Source organism: Pseudomonas sp. S3_A03 (assembly GCF_054668275.1).
On the sequence record NZ_CP162753.1, the window covers coordinates 2748683 to 2772491 of the forward strand.

General features: G+C 60.1%; 24 protein-coding genes and 3 pseudogenes. 16 read left to right on the plus strand and 11 right to left on the minus strand.

Features of this window, described 5'->3' with window-relative positions; translation table 11 throughout:
- Positions 1 to 61: 61 nt before the first annotated feature.
- On the plus strand, positions 62 to 1405 hold the full coding sequence (locus AB4O25_RS12505) for an imelysin family protein (RefSeq protein ID WP_017529161.1): 1344 nt from the start codon (positions 62 to 64) through the stop codon (positions 1403 to 1405).
- Positions 1406 to 1560: 155 nt separating this feature from the next.
- The gene (locus AB4O25_RS12510; protein WP_017529162.1) at positions 1561 to 3015 is read left to right on the plus strand and encodes a TrkH family potassium uptake protein; all 1455 of its coding nucleotides are present in this window, start codon (positions 1561 to 1563) and stop codon (positions 3013 to 3015) included.
- On the opposite strand, the gene AB4O25_RS12515 is transcribed toward AB4O25_RS12510, so the two are convergent.
- On the minus strand, positions 2972 to 4021 hold the full coding sequence (locus AB4O25_RS12515; RefSeq protein ID WP_065876691.1) for an AraC family transcriptional regulator: 1050 nt from the start codon (positions 4019 to 4021) through the stop codon (positions 2972 to 2974). The two genes, AB4O25_RS12510 and AB4O25_RS12515, sit on opposite strands and share 44 nt — an antisense overlap.
- Positions 4022 to 4181: 160 nt before the next feature.
- Between AB4O25_RS12515 and AB4O25_RS12520 the strand changes: the two are divergent.
- From AB4O25_RS12520 to AB4O25_RS12530, 3 genes and pseudogenes are all read left to right on the plus strand, one after another.
- Positions 4182 to 4492, plus strand: a pseudogene (locus AB4O25_RS12520) (Mpo1-like protein).
- Between the two features lie 318 nt (positions 4493 to 4810).
- On the plus strand, positions 4811 to 4993 hold the full coding sequence (locus AB4O25_RS12525) for a hypothetical protein (RefSeq protein ID WP_017529166.1): 183 nt from the start codon (positions 4811 to 4813) through the stop codon (positions 4991 to 4993).
- Positions 4994 to 5089: 96 nt separating this feature from the next.
- Complete coding sequence (locus tag AB4O25_RS12530) at positions 5090 to 6286, plus strand: MFS transporter (RefSeq protein ID WP_017529167.1); 1197 nt, start codon at positions 5090 to 5092, stop codon at positions 6284 to 6286.
- On the opposite strand, the gene arfB is transcribed toward AB4O25_RS12530, so the two are convergent.
- The gene (arfB, locus tag AB4O25_RS12535; RefSeq protein WP_017529168.1) at positions 6283 to 6696 is read right to left on the minus strand and encodes an alternative ribosome rescue aminoacyl-tRNA hydrolase ArfB; all 414 of its coding nucleotides are present in this window, start codon (positions 6694 to 6696) and stop codon (positions 6283 to 6285) included. The two genes, AB4O25_RS12530 and arfB, sit on opposite strands and share 4 nt — an antisense overlap.
- 69 nt (positions 6697 to 6765) lie before the next feature.
- Between arfB and AB4O25_RS12540 the strand changes: the two genes are divergently transcribed.
- A complete protein-coding gene (locus AB4O25_RS12540) occupies positions 6766 to 7143 on the plus strand; it encodes a c-type cytochrome (protein WP_068937285.1) in 378 nt (125 codons plus the stop codon).
- Positions 7144 to 7295: 152 nt separating this feature from the next.
- Here the strand turns inward: AB4O25_RS12540 and AB4O25_RS12545 are convergent, their stop codons facing one another.
- Positions 7296 to 7553: a colicin E3-like toxin immunity protein gene (locus tag AB4O25_RS12545; protein WP_017529170.1), complete on the minus strand. Its 258-nt coding sequence runs from the start codon at positions 7551 to 7553 to the stop codon at positions 7296 to 7298.
- Positions 7554 to 7561: 8 nt separating this feature from the next.
- Positions 7562 to 8716 (minus strand): S-type pyocin domain-containing protein, encoded by a 1155-nt coding sequence (locus AB4O25_RS12550; RefSeq protein WP_017529171.1) that lies wholly within the window; start codon positions 8714 to 8716, stop codon positions 7562 to 7564.
- Positions 8717 to 9020: 304 nt separating this feature from the next.
- Between AB4O25_RS12550 and AB4O25_RS12555 the strand changes: the two are divergent.
- Both AB4O25_RS12555 and AB4O25_RS12560 read left to right on the plus strand, forming a co-directional pair.
- Positions 9021 to 9107: pseudogene (locus tag AB4O25_RS12555) on the plus strand (hypothetical protein); the annotation flags it as partial.
- 20 nt (positions 9108 to 9127) lie between these two features.
- On the plus strand, positions 9128 to 9358 hold the full coding sequence (locus tag AB4O25_RS12560) for a DUF7683 domain-containing protein (protein ID WP_017529172.1): 231 nt from the start codon (positions 9128 to 9130) through the stop codon (positions 9356 to 9358).
- 227 nt (positions 9359 to 9585) lie between these two features.
- Here the strand turns inward: AB4O25_RS12560 and AB4O25_RS12565 are convergent, their stop codons facing one another.
- Entirely contained in the window at positions 9586 to 11007 is a 1422-nt protein-coding gene (locus tag AB4O25_RS12565) for an amino acid permease (protein ID WP_017529173.1), read from the minus strand.
- A 637-nt stretch (positions 11008 to 11644) separates the two neighbouring features.
- On the opposite strand from AB4O25_RS12565, the gene AB4O25_RS12570 reads away from it, so the two are divergent.
- Complete coding sequence (locus AB4O25_RS12570; RefSeq protein WP_003175756.1) at positions 11645 to 11782, plus strand: hypothetical protein; 138 nt, start codon at positions 11645 to 11647, stop codon at positions 11780 to 11782.
- Between the two features lie 74 nt (positions 11783 to 11856).
- Positions 11857 to 12816, plus strand: a complete 960-nt coding sequence (locus tag AB4O25_RS12575) for a M29 family metallopeptidase (RefSeq protein WP_017529174.1) — start codon at positions 11857 to 11859, stop codon at positions 12814 to 12816.
- Positions 12817 to 12896: 80 nt separating this feature from the next.
- Here AB4O25_RS12575 and rluB read toward each other — a convergent pair whose 3' ends face one another.
- The 5 genes from rluB to AB4O25_RS12600 form a co-directional block, all read right to left on the minus strand.
- The gene (gene rluB / locus AB4O25_RS12580; RefSeq protein WP_017529175.1) at positions 12897 to 14108 is read right to left on the minus strand and encodes a 23S rRNA pseudouridine(2605) synthase RluB; all 1212 of its coding nucleotides are present in this window, start codon (positions 14106 to 14108) and stop codon (positions 12897 to 12899) included.
- Between the two features lie 230 nt (positions 14109 to 14338).
- Positions 14339 to 15253 carry an SMC-Scp complex subunit ScpB gene (gene scpB / locus AB4O25_RS12585; RefSeq protein WP_017529176.1) on the minus strand — a complete coding sequence of 305 codons (915 nt, stop codon included), beginning with the start codon at positions 15251 to 15253 and terminating at the stop codon, positions 14339 to 14341.
- A gap of 12 nt (positions 15254 to 15265) precedes the next feature.
- Positions 15266 to 15964 carry a segregation and condensation protein A gene (locus AB4O25_RS12590; RefSeq protein ID WP_169851199.1) on the minus strand — a complete coding sequence of 233 codons (699 nt, stop codon included), beginning with the start codon at positions 15962 to 15964 and terminating at the stop codon, positions 15266 to 15268.
- 120 nt (positions 15965 to 16084) lie between these two features.
- On the minus strand, positions 16085 to 16714 hold the full coding sequence (locus tag AB4O25_RS12595; protein WP_017529178.1) for an L-threonylcarbamoyladenylate synthase: 630 nt from the start codon (positions 16712 to 16714) through the stop codon (positions 16085 to 16087).
- Positions 16715 to 16727: 13 nt separating this feature from the next.
- Positions 16728 to 17591: a PHP domain-containing protein gene (locus AB4O25_RS12600; protein ID WP_017529179.1), complete on the minus strand. Its 864-nt coding sequence runs from the start codon at positions 17589 to 17591 to the stop codon at positions 16728 to 16730.
- Between the two features lie 87 nt (positions 17592 to 17678).
- On the opposite strand from AB4O25_RS12600, the gene AB4O25_RS12605 reads away from it, so the two are divergent.
- The 6 genes and pseudogenes from AB4O25_RS12605 to AB4O25_RS12630 all read left to right on the plus strand — a co-directional run bounded on the left by AB4O25_RS12605 (position 17679) and on the right by AB4O25_RS12630 (position 21811).
- On the plus strand, positions 17679 to 18275 hold the full coding sequence (locus AB4O25_RS12605; protein WP_017529180.1) for a septation protein A: 597 nt from the start codon (positions 17679 to 17681) through the stop codon (positions 18273 to 18275).
- Between the two features lies 1 nt (position 18276).
- Positions 18277 to 18576, plus strand: coding sequence for a YciI family protein (locus tag AB4O25_RS12610; protein WP_017529181.1), 300 nt, complete (start codon positions 18277 to 18279; stop codon positions 18574 to 18576).
- Between the two features lie 106 nt (positions 18577 to 18682).
- Positions 18683 to 19089, plus strand: a pseudogene (locus AB4O25_RS12615) (translation initiation factor 2).
- A gap of 7 nt (positions 19090 to 19096) precedes the next feature.
- Entirely contained in the window at positions 19097 to 19774 is a 678-nt protein-coding gene (locus tag AB4O25_RS12620; protein ID WP_003193803.1) for a response regulator transcription factor, read from the plus strand.
- 159 nt (positions 19775 to 19933) lie between these two features.
- The gene (locus AB4O25_RS12625) at positions 19934 to 20398 is read left to right on the plus strand and encodes an LTXXQ domain-containing protein (RefSeq protein ID WP_017529183.1); all 465 of its coding nucleotides are present in this window, start codon (positions 19934 to 19936) and stop codon (positions 20396 to 20398) included.
- 69 nt (positions 20399 to 20467) lie between these two features.
- On the plus strand, positions 20468 to 21811 hold the full coding sequence (locus AB4O25_RS12630) for a sensor histidine kinase (protein WP_017529184.1): 1344 nt from the start codon (positions 20468 to 20470) through the stop codon (positions 21809 to 21811).
- Between the two features lie 240 nt (positions 21812 to 22051).
- Here AB4O25_RS12630 and arcD read toward each other — a convergent pair whose 3' ends face one another.
- On the minus strand, positions 22052 to 23479 hold the full coding sequence (gene arcD / locus AB4O25_RS12635) for an arginine-ornithine antiporter (RefSeq protein WP_460150900.1): 1428 nt from the start codon (positions 23477 to 23479) through the stop codon (positions 22052 to 22054).
- Between the last annotated feature and the right edge of the window lie 330 nt (positions 23480 to 23809).

Below are 23809 nucleotides of genomic sequence, written 5' to 3' on the forward strand. Positions count from 1 at the left end.
TATGTCGCAGTTTTTGCGCTCCCCCGCGCGTCCCATCAACAACCGAAGCAGGATGTTCGCCATGATTCGTATGCCCCTGGCCACCGCCAGTCTGCTGGCTATTGCCATTTCTCTCGCCGGTTGCGGCGAAGGTAAAGACAAGCCCGCAGCCAACCAGGCGCCGACCCCGGCTGCCAGCACTACCGCTCCAGCGGCTGCCACTCCTGCCGGCCAGGTCGACGAAGCCGCCGCCAAAGCCGTGGTCGCGCATTACGCCGACATGGTGTTCGCGGTGTACAGCGACGCCGAAGCCACTGCGAAAACCCTGCAGACCGCCATCGACGCCTTCCTCGCCAAGCCGAACGACGAAACCCTCAAGGCCGCCCGTGCTGCCTGGGTTGCCGCGCGCGTGCCTTACCTGCAGAGCGAAGTATTCCGCTTCGGCAACACCATCATTGATGACTGGGAAGGTCAGGTGAACGCCTGGCCCCTGGACGAAGGCCTGATCGACTACGTCGACAAATCCTACGAGCACGCCCTGGGTAACCCAGGCGCCACCGCCAACATCATCGCCAACACTCAAGTCCAGGTCGGCGAAGACAAGGTCGACGTGAAGGAAATCACCCCGGAAAAACTCGCCAGCCTCAACGAGCTGGGCGGTTCCGAGGCCAACGTCGCCACTGGCTACCACGCCATCGAATTCCTGCTCTGGGGCCAGGACCTGAACGGTACCGGCCCAGGCGCCGGCAACCGTCCCGCGTCGGACTACCTGACCGGCGACGGCGCCACTGGCGGTCACAACGAGCGTCGTCGTACCTACCTGCGCGCCGTGACCCAACTGCTGGTCAGCGACCTGCAAGAAATGGTCGGCAACTGGAAACCCAAGGTTGACGATAACTACCGCGCCACCCTGGAGGCAGAACCTGCCACCGACGGCCTGCGCAAGATGCTGTTCGGCATGGGCAGCCTGTCCCTGGGCGAGCTGGCCGGCGAGCGTATGAAAGTGTCCCTGGAAGCCAACTCGCCGGAAGATGAGCAGGACTGCTTCAGCGACAACACCCACTACTCGCACTTCTATGACGCCAAGGGCATCCGCAACGTCTACCTGGGCGAGTACACCCGTGTTGACGGCACCAAACTGACCGGCGCCAGCCTGTCGTCCCTGGTGGCCAAGGTGGACCCAGCCGCCGACACCGCGTTGAAGGCCGACCTGGCCGCGACCGAAGCGAAGATCCAGGTCATGGTTGACCACGCCAACAAGGGTGAGCACTACGACCAGTTGATCGCGGCCGGCAACGACGCGGGCAACCAGATCGTGCGCGACGCCATCGCCTCGCTGGTCAAGCAGACCGGTTCGATCGAAGCCGCGGCAGGCAAGCTGGGCATCAGCGACCTGAACCCCGACAGCGCTGATCACGAGTTCTGATCAGTGGTGCGTTGAACGAGGCGACCTTCGGGTCGCCTTTTTCATGCCTGTTGTCCACAGTAGTACCACCACCGGCAAACCCATGTGGAGGGCCCGGTTTACATGCCCCACACCCCAGGTAGAATGGCGCCTCTGCCCTATATCGAGCGAACTTCATGGCGTTGCCGACCCTACGTATCATCGGTTTCATCATCGGCATCTTCCTGATCACCCTCGCGATCGCCATGGTCGTGCCCATGGCGACCCTGGTGATTTTCGAACGCACCAGCGACCTGCCCTCGTTCCTCTGGGCCAGCATGATTACCTTTGTCGCCGGCCTGGCCCTGGTGATCCCCGGCCGCCCCGAACACGTCAACCTGCGCCCCCGCGACATGTACCTGCTGACCGTCACAAGCTGGCTGGTGGTCTGCGTGTTCGCCGCGCTACCGTTTCTGCTGACCCAGCACATCAGCTACACCGACTCGTTCTTCGAAAGCATGTCGGGCATCACCGCCACCGGCTCCACGGTATTGAGCGGGCTGGACAGCATGTCGCCGGGCATCCTGATATGGCGCTCGTTGCTCCACTGGCTGGGCGGTATCGGCTTTATCGGCATGGCGGTGGCGATCCTGCCGCTGCTGCGCATTGGTGGCATGCGCCTGTTCCAGACCGAGTCCTCGGACCGCTCGGAAAAGGTCATGCCGCGTTCGCACATGGTGGCACGCTTGATCGTGGCGGCTTACGTGGGCATCACCATCCTCGGCAGCCTGGCGTTCTGGTGGGCCGGCATGGGCTTGTTCGATGCGATCAACCACGCGATGTCGGCGATTTCCACCGGTGGGTTTTCCACCTCCGACGAGTCCCTGGCCCACTGGAAACAACCGGCGGTGCACTGGGTGGCGGTGGTGGTGATGATCCTCGGCAGCCTGCCGTTCACCCTGTACGTGGCCACCTTGCGTGGCAACCGCAAGGCACTGATAAAAGACCAACAGGTTCAGGGCTTGCTCGGCTTGCTGGTGGTGACCTGGCTGGTGCTCGGCACCTGGTATTGGTGGACCACCAACCTGCATTGGCTGGAAGCCCTGCGCCATGTGGCGCTGAACGTGACCTCCGTCGTGACGACCACCGGTTTTGCACTCGGGGACTACAGCCTGTGGGGCAACTTCTCACTGATGCTGTTCTTCTATCTGGGCTTTATCGGCGGTTGTTCGGGATCGACGGCCGGCGGGATCAAGATCTTCCGCTTCCAGGTCGCCTATATCCTGCTCAAGGCCAACTTGAACCAGCTGATTCACCCGCGCGCGGTCATCAAGCAGAAGTACAACGGCCACCGTCTGGATGAAGAGATTGTGCGTTCGATCCTGACCTTTTCGTTTTTCTTCGCCATCACCATCTGCGCCATCGCCCTGGCCCTATCGCTGCTGGGCCTGGACTGGATGACCGCGCTCACCGGCGCCGCCAGTACCGTATCCGGCGTAGGCCCGGGGCTTGGCGAAACCATCGGCCCGGCCGGCAACTTCGCCAGCCTGCCGGATGCGGCCAAGTGGATCCTGTCGCTGGGCATGCTGCTGGGCCGCTTGGAAATCATCACTGTCTTTGTTCTGTGCATCCCGGCGTTCTGGCGTCACTGATCGTCGACAACCGCGCCCGGTACTCGCCGGGCGTGGTATCGAACCAGCGGCGAAACGCGCGAAAGAAGTTGCTTGGGTCGGCAAACCCCAACAGGTAGGCGATCTCCAACAACGTCATGCTTGGCTGCGCCAGGTATTGCTCGGCCAGTTCGCGGCGGGTGTCGTCGAGCAGGGTCTGGAAACTGGTGCCCTCCTCCTGCAAACGCCGCTGCAAGGTGCGCTGGGACAGATGCAGCGTCTGGGCCACCACTTCGCGCTTGGGTTCGCCCTGAGGCAACAACCGGCACAAAACCTGTCGCGCCTTGTGGGTCACGCGGCTTTCGGAAAAACGCGCCAGGTATTCACCGGCAAACCGATCATGCAGCAGCGCCATGGCTTCGTTGGCCGTGGGCAACGGCGCGTCCATGTCGGCGCGCTCGAAGATCAATGCGTCGTAGGCCGCGTTGAATTGCAGCGGCGCGTGAAATGCCTGTTTGTAGGGCGCCAGGTCCACCGGTTGCTCGCCTTGCAACATGACTTTGCGCGGTTGCAGGGTGCGCCCGGTCAGCCAGCCGCACAGCGCCAATGCGCAGGCCAGCGAGGCTTCGGCGCTTTGCCGGGTGGGCGGCAGATGGTCGCCATGCACCGTCAGAATCAGCGCATAGCCTTCGGGCAACAGGCGAAAACTCAAGTCGGCGCTTTCGGCGATGATCCGCTGGTAGCGAACCAGTCGCATAAAGCCTTCGGCCAGCGTGTTACTGGACATCAAGGCGTAGCCGGCTACATGAAACGACGCCGGACGCACCACCTTGCCCATGTTCAGGCCGATCGCCGGGTTGCCCGACAACTCGACCGCGCGCTGCCACAGGCGCGTCATGGAATCCTGCGGGAATCGCGCGTCGGGGTCGTTGAGGGCGGCGTAATCCAGGCCCAGTTGCGTGAACAGAGTGCGGCAGTCCAGGCCATCCATTTCCAGCGCCTTGACTATCCCCATCGCCCAGCTTGCAGAAGTTGTTCGTTCGCTCATGGCGTCTTCTTAATAAAGCAGGCTCAAAACGGCAGCCAGGAAGTCAAGGATACTAAAGTGGCATTTAATGTCACTGGCTGTTACCACTGATCACTCTAGACTCAAATAATCCCCCCGCCGAACATCTGTTGGGCGGCACAACAATCAAAGGGCCGGCCACGTGGAAAACGTCAAGCAATTCAACAGTTTTGCCGAATTTTACCCGTACTACCTGCGCGAACACGGCAACAGCACTTGCCGACGCCTGCACTTTATCGGCACCACCTTGGTGATCGGCATTCTGGCCTATGCCATCGGCCGGGGCTCATTAGGCCTGCTGCTGGCGCTGCCGATCGCCGGCTACAGCTTTGCCTGGGTCGGCCATTTCTTCTTTGAAAAGAACCGCCCGGCCACGTTTCAGCACCCGTTCTACAGCTTGCTGGGGATTTTGTGATGTATCGCGACATGATTCTGGGCAAAGTGCCGTTCTAGGCCGGGTGGAGATAAAAGTCTTTTTGTCATTTGCAGTGCGGTATCCTGCCAAGGCTTTTTGAGAGCGCGGAATCACCTGCGATTGAAAAAACAGACTTTGCGAGGAGCGACGACGATGCACGAGATACCTAATCTCCCCTTCCCAAGCCTGCACGAAACTGAGCAGCCAACACCGCAGCAGGCCAGCCCAAAGCAGCCTGAGGCCAAAGAAGCCAAACCAGTCGACAGCAAACGCCAGGACTGACGCCGTACCAGACCGTGTGGAAAGCGCAGCTTTGAGCGCTTTCCACACTGCCTGAATCACCCGAGGTACCCGCCATGACCGACACGCTCCCCGACACCCCGGACACCGCCGTCCTCGATGCTGCCTTGCAGATGGTCGAGGTATGGAACCGCCTCAGCGCCGACAAGCAAGCCGTACTGCTCAAGCGCTTCGGCACCCAGGAAAACGCCCTGGCCGCCTTGGTTACTACCCAGTTGCTGGCACCCGCCAAGCCCTGACCCCTGACGTTTTTGCGTTTTACTACCCTGTTCGGGCCAAAGCACCGCTATCATTAGCAGCCTATCTTTACCTGCTGCGACAGTGGACCTCTCCCCATGCCAGATACCCAGCGCCCCTTGGCGGTCACGCTGCAAGTTGTTTCCATCGTGTTGTTCACCTTTATCGGCTACCTGAATATCGGCATCCCCCTGGCCGTGTTGCCCGGCTATGTCCACAGCGAGTTGGGCTACGGCGCGGTGATTGCCGGGCTGGTGATCAGCGTGCAATACCTGGCGACCCTGTTGAGCCGGCCGTATGCGGGCAAAATCATCGATAACCTGGGCAGCAAGCGTGCGGTGCTGATCGGCTTGACGGGCTGTGGCCTGAGCGGTGTGTTCATGTTATTCGCGGCGTGGTTTTCAAGCCTGCCGGCGCTGAGCCTGGGCAGCCTGTTGGTCGGCCGCCTGGTACTGGGCAGCGCGGAAAGCCTGGTGGGGTCCGGCGCGATCGGCTGGGGCATCGGCCGGGTAGGCGCGGCCAACACCGCCAAGGTCATCTCGTGGAATGGCATTGCCAGTTACGGGGCGCTGGCGGTCGGTGCACCGTTGGGGGTGTTGCTGGTCAGACAATTTGGGCTGTGGAGCATGGGCGTCAGCATTATCCTGCTGGCGGCGGTGGGCTTGTTGCTGGCGTGGAACAAGGTCGCCGCGCCGATTGTGGCCGGGGTACGCCTGCCGTTCATGAATGTCCTTGGCCGGGTACTCCCGCACGGCTGCGCCCTGGCCTTGGGTTCGATCGGCTTTGGCACCATCGCCACCTTCATCACCCTGTATTACACCACCCAGCACTGGGATAACGCGGTGTGGGCGCTGAGCCTGTTCGGCGCCAGCTTTATCGGCGCGCGCCTGCTGTTCGGCAATTTGATCAACCGCATCGGCGGTTTTCGCGTGGCGATCGCCTGCCTGTCGGTGGAGATCCTTGGCCTGCTGTTACTGTGGCTGGCGCCGGATGCCAACTTGGCGTTGGCCGGCGCGGCGTTGAGCGGCTTTGGGTTTTCCCTGGTGTTCCCGGCCTTGGGGGTCGAGGCCGTCAACCTAGTGCCCGCCTCCAGCCGCGGTTCGGCGGTGGGGGCTTACTCACTGTTTATCGACCTGTCCCTGGGAATCACCGGCCCGTTGGCCGGGGCCGTAGCGGCAGGCTTCGGTTTTGCGTCGATCTTCCTGTTCGCCGCTCTCGCCGCCTTGGGTGGCTTGCTGCTGAGCGTGTACCTGTACCGGCAGGCGCCCAAGGCCCGCGAAACACGCGACGCCTAGAAGTCGACCTTGCCGCGCCCCGCCTTGATGCTGCCGCGCTTGGTCTTGGATTCGAGGCGACGTTTTTTCGAGCCCAGGGTGGGCTTGGTCGGACGGCGCTTTTTCTCCACCTTGGTGGCGCTGAGGATCAGCTCCACCAGGCGCTCCAGCGCATCGGCACGGTTCTGCTCCTGGGTCCGGTATTGCTGGGCCTTGAGGATCAACACGCCGTCACTGGTGATGCGACTGTCACGCAGGGCCAGCAGGCGTTCCTTGTAGAACTCGGGCAGCGAGGACGCCGGAATATCAAAGCGCAGGTGCACCGCACTCGACACCTTGTTAACGTTCTGCCCGCCGGCGCCCTGCGCACGGATGGCCGTCAACTCGATCTCGGCGTCGGGCAGGTGCACGTTGTTGGAAATGACCAGCATGAATCAAAGACCTTAGGCAACGGATAAGCCAAACGTGGAACAACATCGACAACAAGGCCACCTGTAAAAATGAAAATACCCTTGATCGCTGTGCTAGGCACTTTATCACTCATTCAAACTGCGCAGGCCTTCGCCGATAGTGCCAACGGCAAGAATCTCTATTCCCAGCGATGCGCCATGTGCCATGGAGCGGACCTCAAGGCAACGGGACCATTGGCCAGGAAAAGCAGCCCGCCCACACCTGACCTTACAACCGCCGCGTTCAAAAAACGCCTGGCTGATTATCCGGGCGTGATTGTCTCTTCGGTGATCCTTCGTCCCAATGGGAACCTGATTCCAAAAACATTGCAGGAAAACGGTGTGCGCGTACCGCCGCATGCGTGGAGCGTTGAGGATTTTCGCGATTTGAATCAATACATGAGTGGTGTGATTTTAAAAAGCCGGTGAATGGCTCTCAATGTATGAGATCCCGGCGTGGGGGGTGTTTGTGTGTGACATTATCATCGGATTAAGCGACTACTTTCTCACCACCGAAGTTACCAATGCTCCGATCATATCTATCTCTTTCTTTGCCCTCATAGAAAACATGTTGGTCTGTATCACTCGTGTGCATCTTCGTAATCAAACGCGATGAAGTAGTCGCTTTCTGAAAAAACAATCTCATGAGAGAAGTATGCTTGGATCAGTGATAACCACTCCTGCCGCAGTTCAAACATGCCGTTATTGACGTCCTCGTTTACTGACAGCCCGAGCTTGGAAATCACGGAGTAATCGTTTCCTAAATCCGCAGAGTCCTCCCTTCCGCTTAGCCACTTTGTGGTTCTGTCGAACCATTCCAATCTCACTTTGAGTCCCATGTAATGCCTCACAGATACTTTTTGATGTTTCGTTTTTTTTTCGGCCCTTTTAGCTGCTCGCCGGTTATGTGGCTGAATGCACCTATATGGCTCCCATCACCTACTAGATAGATTTCCAGCTCGCCGTGTTGGGAGTCCCATTCAAAGATCCTGCGACCTTTTTCATCAATCCAGCGCTCTCTCAGGCCGGCACCTCCCTGCTTGGGAGTCATGGGCTTTTCTTTTTTCAGATTTTTAAAGCCAGTTATCTGTCCAGTATCAGGAGCCTTATGGTACTTGTGATCCCCTGCCCGAACACTCACCACCACATACAGCGGCCGAACCCCCGACTCCACCGGGAACACCAGAATAAAATCCCGATATTGCGGCGGATATACCGGGTTCACCAGAATTTGTGCCGCCTTCTCCGTCGGCGGGTAAATCCAGATCACCGGCGCTTGCGGTGCAGCCTCCAGAGCAGGAATACCCAGCGTGTCACTTGGATCAAGGGCGGGCGTCCAAATCAGCTCAACACCCTCACCCAAATCCGCAACAAACTGCTCGTCACGGTTTTTGAATTGCACCACGTCGATCATCTGCCAGGCGGCATGGTTGCCTGTGTAAAACCCATAACCCCTGAGCGTGCCGTCCTCACGCTGCTCAATTTGCAGTCGCATTTGCGACCGCGCTCGCTGCATCGAGCGCAACTGCTCTTCGCTATATAACGCGCTATCGCCCAACGTTCCCGGCCAAGCCAACCCCACTACACCGGCCAACAAGCCAGCGGCCATAGACCCGGCCGCGGCGATGGCCGACTCCACCACCGCCGTACGCAACGCCAACTGCCCCAAACCGACCGGCAAGGCGCTGCCACCGATCTTGCGCAAGGCCACCGCGCCCCGGGCGTCCACTTCCCGCCCACCCAACAGGCTGAAATGACCGTACTCGCTGATCAACTCCAGCGGTACATAACCGGCGGGGTCCGTGTAGTGAGTGAGGCCGTCTGGCAGTTGGCAGGGTTTGAGGAAGGTGCAGCCGGGAGGCTTGGCTGGCTTGGGCGTTGGGGCTGGGGGTGGGATGAATAAATCGATGGGTGGCGAATAGGGCACACGCGATGGCTGCGGGGTAAGGATTCGCCGTTTGAGTTGTTCTTCTTCGGTGATCGGGTAGGCGCGTTCAGACATGATGGGCTCACTTCCTTGTGTGGGGGAGTGAGCCTACGAGGGAGAATCAAGGAGCTGGAATCGGCATTATTCGATGATAAACGTGGGAAAAGTAGACGGAAAATTCAGTTTGTTTCGAATGCATTTTTTAATGCTGAGTGTGTACCACGCGACCCCCAGGGGGCTGACAGCGTTTCCGGATGCGGTACTCAGTCCCTCGAAAAGCTCAGTTAAAGGTGGGGGGCAAAAGCGTAAGCGCTAGAAAAATTGCAAAGGACGCGTTTATGAGAGGGACTATGAGAAAGGACGGGTTGAACTTTACGACAGGCAAGGCAAACATCCTGGAGCGTTCAACCCTGATACGGGAGAGCGCACAAAGGACGCCGAGCCAGGCCGAATCACGCCAAAATAACCTTGATAGGAGTCTCAGGCATGCAGCATGAAATTCTTGCATTTGATAAAAAAACCGAGGAGTTGGCTTTCAGTATTGAAATTCCTGCCGACCAGTACGACAAACTATCGGAGCTAATGTCTTGGAGTGAGCCTGAAGATGCGATCTATGAGTACGACCTATTACCAGAACAAGTAGGCCTTCTTGAAAGCATGACCGGCAAGATTTTCAATAGCCCGGACTACATTTTCCAGTTGTCTTGTAGTGAATGAGGCGATATAGCCGCGCTGTGTAGATGTTAAATGTATGGCAGCAGATGAAATAAGTGGGGAGGAGTGCAACTGTGCGGCTCATGACGTCCTGATGTGGTTGAGAGCACTGGAATACCAGACGTCCAGATCTCCTTTTTCATCAACCTTGAAAAGCAAATGCCCCGACAAGTCAGGGCATTTGCTTTCACCGGTGCAGGCAGCGTTTTCACACAGCCTGCATATTTCGCTTACTTCAATACGGCATTCGCCGTCGCCAACGCCGCTTCAGCACTACGTTTGTTCTTGAACCAGTAACACACCGCCATAAACGCCACCCATACCGGGATCGCGTACACCGACACCTGGATCCCCGGAATCATCAACATGATCACCAGGATAAACACCACGAACGCCAGGCAGACGTAGTTGCCATACGGGTACCACAGCGCCTTGAACAACGGCACCTGGCCGGTGCGGTTCATGTGCTGGCGGAACTTGAAGTGGGAATAGCTGATCATCGCCCAGTTGATCACCAACGTGGCCACCACCAGCGACATCAGCAACTCCAGCGCGTGCTGCGGGATGAAGTAATTCATCAGCACCGCCACCAGGGTCACCGCCGCCGAGGCGAGGATTGAACGCACCGGCACGCCGCGCTTGTCGATCTTGGCCAGGGCCTTGGGCGCATCGCCTTGCTCGGCCATGCCCAGCAGCATGCGGCTGTTGCAGTAGGTGCCGCTGTTGTACACCGACAAAGCCGCCGTCAGGACCACGAAGTTGAGGATGTGCGCGGCCGTGTTGCTGCCCAGCATCGAGAACACCTGCACGAACGGGCTTCCGCTATAGGCATCGCCGGACGCATTGAGCGTGGCCAGCAGGCTGTCCCACGGCGTCAGCGACAACAGCACCACCAGCGCACCGATGTAGAAGATCAGGATGCGGTAGATCACCTGATTGATTGCCTTGGGGATCACCGTGCGTGGCTGGTCGGCTTCGGCGGCGGTAAAGCCGAGCATTTCCAGGCCGCCGAAGGAGAACATGATGATCGCCATGGCCATCACCAACCCGCCAACGCCATGGGGGAAGAAGCCACCGTGTTCCCACAGGTTGCTCACCGAGGCTTGCGGGCCGCCGCTGCCGCTGACCAGCAGGTAGCTGCCCAAGGCGATCATGCCGACGATGGCCACCACCTTGATGATTGCAAACCAGAACTCGGCCTCACCGAACACTTTGACGTTGGCCAGGTTGATCAGGTTGATCAGCACGAAGAACGCGGCTGCCGAGACCCAGGTCGGGATCTCCGGCCACCAGTAATGCACATATTTGCCGACGGCCGTCAGCTCTGACATGCCCACCAGGATGTACAGGATCCAGCAGTTCCAGCCCGACAGGAAACCGGCGAAACCGCCCCAGTATTTGTGGGCAAAGTGGCTGAAGGAACCGGCGACCGGCTCTTCGACGATCATTTCGCCGAGCTGGCGCATGATCATGAAGGCAATGAAGCCACAGATCGCATAGCCCAGGATCATCGACGGGCCCGCGGATTTGAGCACCCCGGCCGAGCCCAGGAACAGGCCGGTACCGATGGCGCCACCGAGGGCGATCAACTGGATATGACGGTTTTTCAGGCCGCGTTTCAGCTCGCCTGAAGAGGAATGGGGTCCACTCATGAAAAGGGTCTCACGCAAGGCTTGATGATGTTGAATGCACGTTGCTGCGTTGAATCTCGACTCAAGCAGCGCCGCTCAAACCCCAGCGCAGGCACCTGGAATACAGCGTCTTTCTAACGGTCATGCGTCACCTGTTTGTTTTTATCTGTGACGAAATCGAACCCGCAGGGCTCGTGGCCGAGCGGAGTGATCAGGGTGGGTAAACCCTGAGGTCTTAGCCTTTTGCGTGGTTACGCAAGGGGGTCACAGTAAAACGCGGCGCATTGTACACCGCTCGACCGCTTACGCCCGCCCCTGAACGGTGCATGCGACGATCTGTCAGCTATTCCTTACACCGACCGGTAGGCCAATGATAATCAGGCCAAGTCGTAAATTAATCGTTACGTCACGGAAAACAGGCGTTACACCTGTCATCCGAAGAAAAATTGGCGATGGGAAATCTCTTCAACACCTACGACGCCAGCCTCCTGTATTTCCTCGATAAATAGCCACGGCCAAAAAACAGAACAAAAAATCCAAATGAAACCGTGTCAATAAATTTTTTGCATTAAACAACAGCTTCTCCTAGGTTCATTCCACTTGCCCGCGAAGCCCGCTGGCGAGCCTTTCTCAACTTTCGCCCTCTAGGAGATACACCATGCAAGCACTGGAAAACGACCTGGAAACCGAACTGCAACTCGACGACTGGTTCGAAGCCCCCACCCACGAAGCCGCCGTGGAAATGATGCAGGCCGATGCCGTTGTACCGTTTGGTACCGCGATGTGGCCGTTCTAACCCTCGACAGCCATCCGGCAGGCGCCGCGCACGGCGCCTGCCCTCCTTACCCAAGGCACACAAGGACACACGTCATGGACAAGGCCCGCGCCGTCGAACACTTTCTTTACTACCTGGCCCATCACCCGGCCGTTAGCGGCCTGAACTGCCCCACCGTGCTGCTGGGCCATACCGAGCGCTACGACGCCATCGCCCAGGCGATCGTCCACAGCAGCGCCGCCCGCTTCAACTTCCAGGTGCAGCGCCTCGACCTGGCTGCCAGCGATACCCTGGCCCAGGCCATCGAAACCTGCGACCTCTACCTGTTTTTGTACGACGCCTCGACCCTGGCCAACCCGCGCGCCGAGGGCCCCGACTTTATCCGCGCCTTGCAGGGCGTAATGGCCGAACACTGGAAAAAATCCCTGCTGTTCAAGGATTATGGGGATTATTTCTACGACACCTTCAGCGTCGAGCCCCAGCGCATCGCCGACCTGAATGCCACGCTGATCCGGCGCATGAGCCAGGCCCAGGTGCTGAGCTTTACCGACAAGCACGGCTCTCGCCTTGAAGCGCCGCTGAGCAGCATCAAGAAATGGACCAATATCAACGGCATCGGCAACCACGATCTCGCTCCCGGCGAAATCGCCACCCACAGCGAAGCCATCAATGGCCAGGTGAGGTTTGTCGGTACTTTCCTCAGTACCATTCCGTTTGCACGTAAATACGGCGTGCTGCAATCACCGCTTGAGCTGTGGATCGAAAACTCGACCGTCTGCAGCGTGGCCAGTGATGTGCCGGGGCTGGTGGAGGATTTCAACAAGTACTTGAACGCCAACCCGTCCAATCGGCGCGTGGAGGAACTGGGTATCGGGACCAACGAAGGCGTAAAGGATTTATATGCACGCAATGCGGGCTTTGAAGAGCGCCACTGCGGGTTGCATCTGGGCTTGGGCGGCGGACAGAAAGGCAGTCATCACCTGGACCTGATCTTCGCCAGCGGGGTGTTGGCCTTGGATGACAAGCCGGTATTCGATGGGGCCTTTACCTTCTGAGCAAAGGGCTCGAAAACACTGGAGATCCAAATGTGGAGGGGCTTGCCCCCTCCCACAATTTATTGCATTGCAGCTTTACATCACTGCGGCTTCTTGCGACCAAAGCCAGGACGTTGACCTGAACCGGCCGGTGCGCCACGGCGCTTGCCCGACGGCTCGTCGGCGACCAGTTTCGGACCGGGGCGCTTGTTCGCCGCCGGCTTGGCTGGACGCTTGGTGCTGGCGTTGTCGGCGGGGCGATCCGCTTCACCACGGTTGCTGCGACCACCGGACGGTGCAGGGCGCGGCGTACGTGGAGCACGCTCACCTTCCTGACGCGATGGCGCGGTTGGGCGACGCTCACCTTCGATGTGCGGCTGGCGCGAGATACGCCCGCCGGTTGCCGGTGCATCCAACGCCGGGCGCAGGGTGCGGGCAACGCGCTCGGTACGCGCTACAGGGCGCGACGATTTTCGCTGCATACGCTCAAGCTTGTCTTTGCTCTTGGCGTTCATTTGCGGCATGGCGACCGGCGTCAGGCCGACTTCGGCGCTGAGGATGTCGACTTCGTACTGGCTCATTTCGCGCCAGCGGCCCATCGGCAGGTCGGAATTGAGGAACACCGGGCCGAAACGCACGCGCTTCAGGCGACTGACCACCAGGCCCTGGGATTCCCACAAGCGACGTACTTCGCGGTTACGGCCTTCCATCACCACGCAGTGGTACCAGTGGTTGAAACCTTCGCCACCTGGCGCCTGCTTGATGTCAGTGAACTTGGCCGGGCCGTCTTCCAGCACCACGCCGGCCTTGAGGCGTTCGATCATTTCGTCATCGACTTCACCACGTACACGCACGGCGTACTCGCGGTCCATCTCGTAGGACGGGTGCATCAGGCGGTTGGCCAACTCACCGTCGGTGGTGAACATCAGCAAGCCGGTGGTGTTGATGTCCAAACGACCGATGTTGATCCAGCGGCCTTCTTTGGGCTTGGGCATCTTGTCGAACACCGTCGGACGGCCTTCCGGGTCGTCACGGGTGCAGATCTCGCCATCGGGCTTGTTGTACATGATCACGCGGCGCACCGATTCGGCGGCCTCTTCACGCTTGATGACCTTGCCATCAATGGTGATTGCATCGTGCAGGTCGACGCGCTGGCCGAGGGTGGCCTCGACGCCGTTGACCTTGATGCGCTTCTGGGTGATCCAGGCCTCGACGTCGCGGCGCGAGCCCACGCCGATACGCGCCAGCACCTTTTGCAGTTTTTCACCTGCTGGGCCGATTTCCTGGCTGTCGTTCTGGTCTTTGTCGTTCATCTTAAGCACCTCCCGGTGGGTCGATTCAGGCATGGCCTGAAGAGTGTTGAAAGCGGGGCCTTGGCCGAATAGGTCGGCAAAGGGTCGCGAATCATACGCGCATGGCGCGCGTTGCGCATCACAGAGTAGTCGATAAGCGCCAAGTCATTTGTTTTTCCGCCGACCGGTGGCGCCCAGCACACCACTGACTCCATGTGGGAGGGGCTTGCCCCCTCCCACATTGGACTGTGTCAGTCTTCGAACTGGCGGCGCTCGGCCTCAATCGCTTCGGCCAGCGCCCGGGCTTCGTCCTCTTCATCGCTCAGCGGCGGCTGTTCGAGGGCAGCGACGGCGGCCAGGAGTTTCTCGCGGGCATCGGCCACGCCGAGGATGTCTTCTTCGGGCTCGACCTCAGGCTCAACGTTCATCTCTGTTTCAGGCTCTGCCGCGCCATCGCGCAGCAAATCATCAAAGTCGGTCTTGATCCCCTGCTCCATGTCGTCCAGTTCCAGCAGCAAGGTGTGGAAGCTGGTTTCATCCTTTGGCTCTTCCGGCTCGGCCGTAGCATCAGCCAACTCCTGCAAACCCGCAGGCACCGGCGCGTCGTCGAAATCCAGCACCGGCTCGGCTTCCATCTCGCGCAATTCGGCGAGCGGCGGCAGGTCGTCGAGGTTTTTCAGGTTGAAGTGGTCAAGAAATACCTTGGTGGTGGCGAACATCGCCGGTTTGCCCGGCACGTCGCGGTAGCCGACGATGCGGATCCACTCGCGCTCCAGCAGCGTCTTGACGATATGGCTGTTGACCGCCACGCCCCGCACATCCTCGATTTCGCCGCGGGTGATCGGCTGGCGATAGGCGATCAACGCCATGGTCTCAAGCATCGCCCGGGAATAACGTTGCGGGCGCTCTTCCCACAGGCGGCCCACCCATGGGGAAAATTTCTCACGGATCTGCAGGCGATAGCCCGACGCCACTTCGCGCAATTCAAACGCACGGCCCTCGCAGGACTTGCGCAGGATCTCCAGCGCTTTCTTGAACACTGGCGGCTCGGGGCGCTCGGCCTCTTCAAACAGTTCGAACAGGCGCTCCAAAGATTGCGGTTTACCCGAGGCCAGTAGAAAAGCCTCCAGCAAGGGTGCCAGTTCGCGGGGTTCTGTCAGATTCATCGATTCAGCTCTTTATTCGGCTCGCGCCCGCACGTGGATAGCCGCAAAAGGCTCATTCTGGACCAGCTCGACCAAGGATTCCTTGACCAATTCAAGGATGGCCATAAAGGTCACCACGACACCCAGGCGCCCTTCTTCAGCGGTGAACAGCTCGACAAACGGCACAAAACCGCCGCCCTTCAAGCGCTCCAGCACATCGCTCATACGCTCGCGGGTCGACAACGCCTCGCGGCTGACCTGGTGGCTTTCGAACATATCGCCACGGCGCAGCACTTCGGCCATGGACATCAGCAATTCTTCAAGACTCACGTCCGGCAACAGCTTGCGCGCGCGGGCCTCGGGGGCGTCGAGCTTGGGCACCACCACATCGCGGCCCACGCGGCTCAAGCCGTCGATGCCTTCCGCCGCGGCCTTGAAGCGTTCGTACTCTTGCAGGCGGCGGATCAGTTCGGCGCGCGGGTCGTCCTCTTCGGCTTCGATTGTCTCCGAACGCGGCAACAGCATGCGCGACTTGATCTCGGCGAGCATGGCGGCCATCACCAGGTATTCGGCGGCCAGTTCCAGGCGCACCGACTGCATCAATTCGACATAACCCATGTATTGGCGAGTGATTTCCGCCACCGGGATGTCGAGGATGTTGATGTTCTGCTTGCGGATCAGGTACAGCAGCAAGTCCAGCGGGCCTTCGAACGCTTCAAGGAAGACCTCCAGCGCATCCGGCGGAATGTACAGGTCCAGCGGCATTTCCATGACCGCCTGGCCATACACCATGGCAAACGGCAGCTCCTGCTGGGCGCCTGCCTGGGGGTCGACGGTTTCCACTGACGACATTCAGGCCTCGACCATAAACGGCGCCGGGTCGCCGCAACCGACACGTACCACTTCGGGCTCGCCGTCGGCCAGGTTGATCACGGTGGAGGCCTTGCCGCCGCCGAAGCCGCCGTCGATGATCAGGTCCACCTGTTTTTCCAGCAGTTGGCGCATTTCGTAGGGATCTTCCAGCGGCTCGGTGTCGCCGGGCATGATCAACGACACACTCATCAACGGCTCACCCAACTCGGCGAGCAGCGCCAGGGCAATCGGGTGCTCCGGCACGCGCAGGCCGATGGTGCGCTTCTTGGGGTGCAGCAGCAGGCGCGGCACTTCGCGGGTGGCGTTCAGGATAAACGTGTAGGGCCCCGGCGTATGGGCCTTGAGCAGGCGGAACGTGCCAGTGTCGACCTTGGCGAACAGCCCGAGTTGGGACAGGTCGCTGCAGATCAGCGCGAAGTTGTGCTTGTCGTCCAGCTGACGCAGGCGTCTGACACGCTCAACTGCGCCTTTGTCGCCGATCTGACAACCGATGGCGTAGGACGAATCGGTTGGGTAGATCACCACCCCACCGGCGCGAATGATCTCCACGGCCTGCTTGATCAGGCGCGCCTGGGGATTTTCCGGATGAATCTGGAAGAATTGACTCACGTGTTCTACCTGTTCAGACGGTGGCAATAATGGGGTCATGCTTGAATCGCCCCCACAACAACGGCAGGTCGTCCGGGACGGGGCGATACTCGCCGATCTCGGACCAGCCACCTGGGCCATGAAAGTCACTGCCGGCACTGACCAGCAGACCAAATTCGCGGGCAAGAATCGCCAGGCTGCCGACCTGTTCGGCGGGTTGATGCCCGTTGACCACTTCGATGGCGTGGCCGCCCGCTCCAATATAGTCGCTGACCAGCTTGCGACGCTTGCTGCGGGTGAAATCGTAATGCCAGGGATGCGCCAGGCTGACCCAGGCCCCGGAGGCCCGCAGGGTCTCGACGGTGTCTTCAAGAGTCGGCCAGTGTTGCTTCACATCGCCCAACTTGCCGGCGCCCAGCCATTTGCGAAAGGCTTCGGCGCGGTCCTTAACAAAACCTTCACGCACCATCCAGTCGGCAAAGTGCGGACGGGCCGGTGCGTTGCCGCTGTCGCCCAGCTCTTGCTGGATGGCGCGGGCGCCCTCAAGGGCGTTGGGCATACCTTTAAGGCTGAGCTTGCGGCTTATTTCCTCGGACCGCAGCCAACGGCCATCGTGCAAATTGGCGATGGCCTGCACCAGCGGCGCAGCGGTTTGATCGAAGCCGTAGCCAAGCACATGAATGGTGGCACCGCCCCAGGTACACGACAATTCCACACCGTTGACCAACTGCATGCCCAGCGCATGGGCCGCGCTGCGGGCTTCATCGAGGCCTTCGAGGGTGTCGTGGTCGGTCAACGCCAGGACTCGCACGCCTTTTTCAAACGCACGCGCAACCAGTACCGCGGGCGCCAGGGCGCCGTCGGAGGCCGTACTGTGGCAGTGCAAATCAACATTCACGGGGGGTTTGAACCTCAAGTCAGCTGGCGCTTTCGCAACCAAGGATGTTTGTTATTATGCCGCCACATCCAGCTTCTGGCTCTTACTGTGAAACAATTCATCGACTTCATCCCGCTGTTGCTGTTTTTCATCGTGTACAAACTCGACCCCAGGGTCATCGATCTGGCCGGTCACGAACTCACGTTCGGCGGCATCTACAGTGCCACCGCCGTGCTGATCATCAGCTCCGTGGTGGTCTACGGCGCGATCTTCGTCTCCCAGCGCAAACTCGAAAAAAGCCAATGGCTGACCCTGGTCGCGTGCCTGGTCTTCGGCAGCCTGACCCTGGCCTTCCACAGCGAAACCTTCCTTAAATGGAAAGCGCCGGTGGTGAACTGGCTGTTCGCCCTGGCGTTCATCGGCAGCCACTTCATCGGCGACCGCCTGTTGATCAAGCGGATCATGGGCCACGCGCTGACACTGCCGGAACCGGTATGGACACGTTTGAACGTGGCCTGGATCGTGTTTTTCATCTTCTGCGGCGCCGCCAACCTGTTCGTGGCGTTTACCTTCCAGGACTACTGGGTCGACTTCAAAGTCTTCGGCAGCCTGGGCATGACCGTGCTGTTCCTGGTCGGCCAGGGTATCTACCTGTCGCGCCACCTGCATGACACCGACCCTTCCACGCCGAAAACCGAGGACTGACATGCTCTACGCCATCATTGCCACCGACGTTGAAAACTCGCTGGAAAAACGCCTTTCCGTTCGCCCGGCACACGTCGAGCGCCTGAAAGTGCTGCAAGCCGAGGGGCGCATCGTGCTCGCAGGCCCACACCCGGCGGTGGACAGCAACGACCCGGGCGACGCCGGTTTCACCGGCAGCCTGATCGTCGCCGAGTTCAACTCCCTGGCCGATGCCCAGGCCTGGGCCAAGGCCGATCCCTATGTCGCAGCGGGCGTTTACGCCGACGTGGTGATCAAGCCATTCAAACAAGTGCTGCCTTGACCCCGCCCGCGCCGAACCAATTGCGTTCGGCAAGCGCCTAAGGGCTCATTATTCTCGGTAACCTGCCGACAACGTTCTGAATATTCGTGTGGAATCAGGAGTTCCGATGCGCTTACGTCAGTTGTGTCTGTTGGCAGTGTTAATGATCGGGGCTACGGCCCACGCGGAAGAAACCTCGAACACCGGCAGTTCCACGCCCCTGTCCTTGAGTGCCGGCGCCCAGATCACCGAGTTGCAGCAACGTTTGAAAGAAAGCGAACGTCAGCGTGAAGAACTGAGCAAGCAACTGCAAAGCGCCGACGCTACCCGCGAAAGCGCTCAGTTGAGTCGCCTGCGCCAGGAGAACCAACGGCTGGCCCAGCAACTCAAAGATTCACAGGGCGGCGTCCTGACCCGATGGCTCACCGAGCAACAGCAATGGTTTGTCACTGGCGGGGCCGTCGCACTGATCGCCTTGCTGTGCGGGATCTTCGCCAGCGGGGGCACCGTCGCCGTCGACAATGGCTAAATTGAGTGAGTCATGAGCGAGCTGTTACTGATAGATGATGACCAGGAGCTCTGTGAGCTGCTGACCAGTTGGTTGAGCCAGGAAGGCTTCCAGGTGCGCGCCTGCCACGATGGCTTGAGCGCGCGCAAAGCCTTGGCCGACAGCGCGCCCGCCGCCGTGGTGCTCGACGTGATGCTGCCCGACGGCAGTGGCCTGGAATTACTCAAGCAATTGCGCAACGACCACCCGGAGCTGCCGGTGTTGATGCTCTCGGCCCGCGGCGAACCGCTGGACCGCATCCTCGGCCTGGAACTGGGCGCCGACGATTACCTGGCCAAACCCTGCGATCCGCGCGAACTCACCGCTCGCCTGCGCGCGGTATTGCGCCGCAGCCACCCGGCCGCCGTTTCCACCCAACTGGAACTGGGCGACCTGTGCTTCAGCCCCGTGCGCGGCGTGGTCAGCATTGATGAGCAGGAATTTGCCCTCACCGTCTCCGAAAGCCGCCTGCTCGAAGCCTTGCTGCGCCAACCCGGCGAGCCGCTGGATAAACAGGAACTGGCGCAGATCGCGTTGGGCCGCAAGCTGACCCTGTACGATCGCAGCCTGGACATGCACGTAAGCAACCTGCGCAAAAAGATCGGCCCGCACCCTGATGGAAGGCCACGCATCGTGGCGCTGCGCAGTCGCGGCTACTACTACAGCCTCTGAGCCTTTGCGCCGGCCAATGATCTGAGCGGTATGAACGTTTTGTCAGTTCGCATCAAAACCGCCTTTACAGAAGCTTTACCCACCCCTGACCGCCGCTGACCTTGATCTGCGTAGCCTACTCACATCCGGACTCACCGGAATAGAGACAGGAGAATCACCATGCGCAAGACCCTTATCGCTTTGATGTTCGCCGCTGCCCTGCCGACCGTTGCCATGGCCGCCATGCCTGAAGGCCCAGGCCCGATGGGCGAGCCTTCCGGTCACATGATGGGTGGCCCGGGCCACGGCGGTGAACACGGTCCGCGTGGCAAAGGCGGCCCCTTCAGCCAGCTGGACCTGAGCCGCGAACAGCGCGAGCAGATCGGCAAACTGATGGGCGACCAATGGCACGCTCGCAAAGACCTGACCAAAAAGTACCTGGACAAACTCCCGGCCGCCGACCAGAAAGCCATGCAGGATGAAATCGACGCCGGCCGCCAGAAAACCCAGGCCGATATCCGTACCGTGCTCAAGCCGGACCAGCAGAAGAAGTTCGACGAGATCGTCAAAAAGCAAGCCGAGCGCCGTGCCGAGTGGAAGGAATTCCAAGCCTGGAAAGCGCAACAGCCGCAAAAAGCGCAATAATGCCCTCGCGTTAATGCTCCCAGCCCAGTGGCCCCCCGCCACTGGGCTTTTCCAGTTTGAGGGTTTCCTGTGCGTTCATTGTTCTGGCGCATCCTGGCCAGTTTCTGGCTGGCCATCGCCTTGGTTGCCGGGCTGTCGATCCTGCTTGGGCACATGCTTAATCAAGATGCGTGGATTCTCAGCCGGCACCCCGGCCTCAATAACCTGGCCCAAGAGTGGACTCAACTCTACGAAGCCCAGGGTGAGGACGCTGCCCAGGATTTGCTGCAACAGCGCAAACGCCAGTACCACATTGACGTGCAAGTGTTGAACGAAAGTGGCGAGCCGGTGGTGCGCGGGACCTTCCCGCGTCGCGCCGCGGCCTTTGAAGCCCGCCAGAACGACAACAAGGACAGCCACCTGCCCTGGCGGCGCCTGACCGCCGAGTACACCAGCGAGAAAACCGGCGACACCTACCTGTTGATCTACCGCATTCCGCACCCGGAACTTGACCAATGGCACCGCAGCAGCCTGACCTGGCCCTTGAGCGCATTGGCCATTGCCCTGGTGGTGCTGACCCTGTTCAGCCTGTTCGTCACCTTGTCCATCACGCGCCCGCTCAGCCGCCTGCGCGGCGCGGTGCATGACCTCGGCCAAGCGAGCTATCAGCAAAACAGCCTGGCACGCCTGGCCAACCGTCGCGATGAGTTCGGCGTACTGGCCACCGACTTCAACCGCATGGGCGCGCGCCTGCAAAGCCTGATCGGCAGCCAGCGCCAGTTGCTGCGCGACGTTTCCCACGAACTGCGCTCGCCACTGGCCCGCCTGCGCATAGCCCTGGCACTGGCCGAACGCGCAAGCCCTGAAGAACGCGAAAAACTCTGGCCACGCCTGACCCGCGAATGCGACCGCCTCGAAGCGCTGATCAGTGAAATTCTGGTACTGGCCCGCGTCGATGCCGACAACGCCAGCGCCGAACAGGTCGACCTCATCCCACTGCTCAAGACCCTGCAAAAGGACGCCCAACTCAGCGCACCGGACCAGGTGGTGCAACTGAGCACCGACAGCGACCTGCACCTGAAGGGCTGGCCGACCATGATCGAACGCGCTGTGGATAACCTGCTGCGCAACGCCCAACGCTTCAACCCGCCAGGCCAACCAATCGAGTTGCAGGCACAGCGCCAGGGCGAACGCATCCTGATCAGCGTGCGCGACCATGGCCCCGGCGTCGACGCCGAACACCTCAGCCAACTGGGCGAACCGTTCTACCGCGCCCCCGGCCAGACCGCCCAAGGCCACGGCCTCGGGCTGGCAATCGCACGGCGCGCCGCCGAACGCCATGGCGGCAGCCTGAGCCTGGCCAACCACCCCGGCGGCGGGTTTATCGCCAGCATCGACCTGCCGTTGGAACCGGGGGTTGTCACTGCGGTGTGATGATCTCTTAGAGTGGCCCTTCTCAGACGGCCTGGGGCCAGGCACATCGCCTGCTGGCGCCGCTGACCATCGCGGCACGCCGTTGCAGTGGGATTTGCCGGCGGGGGAATTGGGGGCACATCGGGCTCAGTGGTGACTCGTCACACCGCTATCGAGGGCAAGCCCCCTCCCACATTTGACTGTGTTCACAAATCAAAATGTGGGAGGGGGCTCCCGATGAGGCCAGTACAGCCAACCCAGTCAAAGCGCCAAAACCCCGCTGTACAACCCATACGCCGCCAACCCCGCGCCCGCAATCACACAGCTGAAAATGCCTTTTTCCACGTGGGTAAACAACGGTTGCCCCTGTTCACGCTTGGCCAGGGCAAACAGGATCACGCCCGGCGCGTACAGCAGCGCCGACAGCAACAAATACTTCAAGCCGCCGGCATACAGCAGCCACACCGCATAACCCAAGGCAATCACCCCCACCAGCAGGTCCTTCATGCGTTGGCCCTGGGCGTCTTGGTAGGTTTCACCACGCCCGCTCAACAACACCGCATAGGCCGCCGACCACAGGTACGGCACCAGAATCATCGACGAGGCCAAGTAAATCAGCGTGGTGTAGGTGCTGTGGGAAAACAGCGTGATCACCAGAAAAACCTGGATCATCACGTTGGTCAGCCACAGCGCATTGACCGGCACCTGGTTGGCGTTTTCCTTTTTCAGGAAGGCCGGCATGGTCTTGTCATGGGCCGTGGCGTACAGAATTTCCGCGCAGAGCAGCGCCCATGACAGCAACGCCCCCAGCAGCGACACCGCCAGGCCGAGGCTGATGAGCATCGCGCCCCATGGCCCGACGATGTGCTCCAGCACGCCCGCCAACGACGGGTTTTGCAGGCTGGCCAACTCCGGCTGGCTCATGACGCCCAGGGACAGCACATTCACCATCACCAGCAGCGCCAGTACGCCGAGAAAACCGATGACCGTGGCCCGGCCAACGTCCGCGCGTTTCTCGGCCCGCGCCGAATACACGCTGGCGCCCTCGATGCCGATGAACACAAACACCGTGACCAGCATCATGTTGCGCACCTGGTCCACCACGCTGCCGAATTGCGGGTTGCCCAGGCCCCAGATGTCGCGGGTGAAGACATCGGCCTTGAACGCCACGGCGGCGATCACGATAAACATCAGCAGCGGTACGATCTTCGCCACGGTGGTGACCTGGTTGATGAACGCAGCCTCCTTGATCCCACGCATCACCAGAAAGTGCACAGCCCACAGCAGCACTGACGCACAACCGATGGCCACTGGCGTATTGCCTTGGCCAAACACCGGAAAAAAGTACCCGAGGGTGCTGAACAGCAACACGAAGTAACCGACGTTGCCCATCCACGCGCTGATCCAGTAACCCCAGGCCGATGAGAAACCCATGTAGTCGCCAAAACCTGCCTTGGCGTAGGCATACACCCCGGAGTCCAACTCAGGTTTGCGATTGGCCAGGGTCTGAAACACAAAGGCCAGGGTCAGCATGCCCACGGCGGTGATCGCCCAGCCGATCAGCACCGCGCCCACCTCGGCGCGCGCCGCCATATTCTGCGGCAAGGAAAAAATCCCCCCGCCGATCATCGAACCCACCACCAGGGCGATCAGGGCGCTGAGTCGAAGTTTCTGGGCCGGTTGAGACATGCACACTCCTGAGGATTTAACCGCTGACACTCGCACTCTCATTTAACTAACTGCGCGAGTGTAGCGTTTATTAGCGATGGCGATAAAAGCGCCGCGTTCATAACCCAACGGCATGACAACTTATAGCGTTCAGGCGTATTTATAATTTAAATACGACAAATACTTCAGCGTTTTATTTAAACGTTTGCACATTCCATAAAACGGTCTAGCGTCAAACGTCCATACGTAGCCCCAATGCGTGACCACAAAGCAGAAACCGCTCTGGCAAGCAGCTTTGCGCGAAAAACCATTGCCCAAGGATTTCCAGCCTAAGTCATTAATTCACAATGG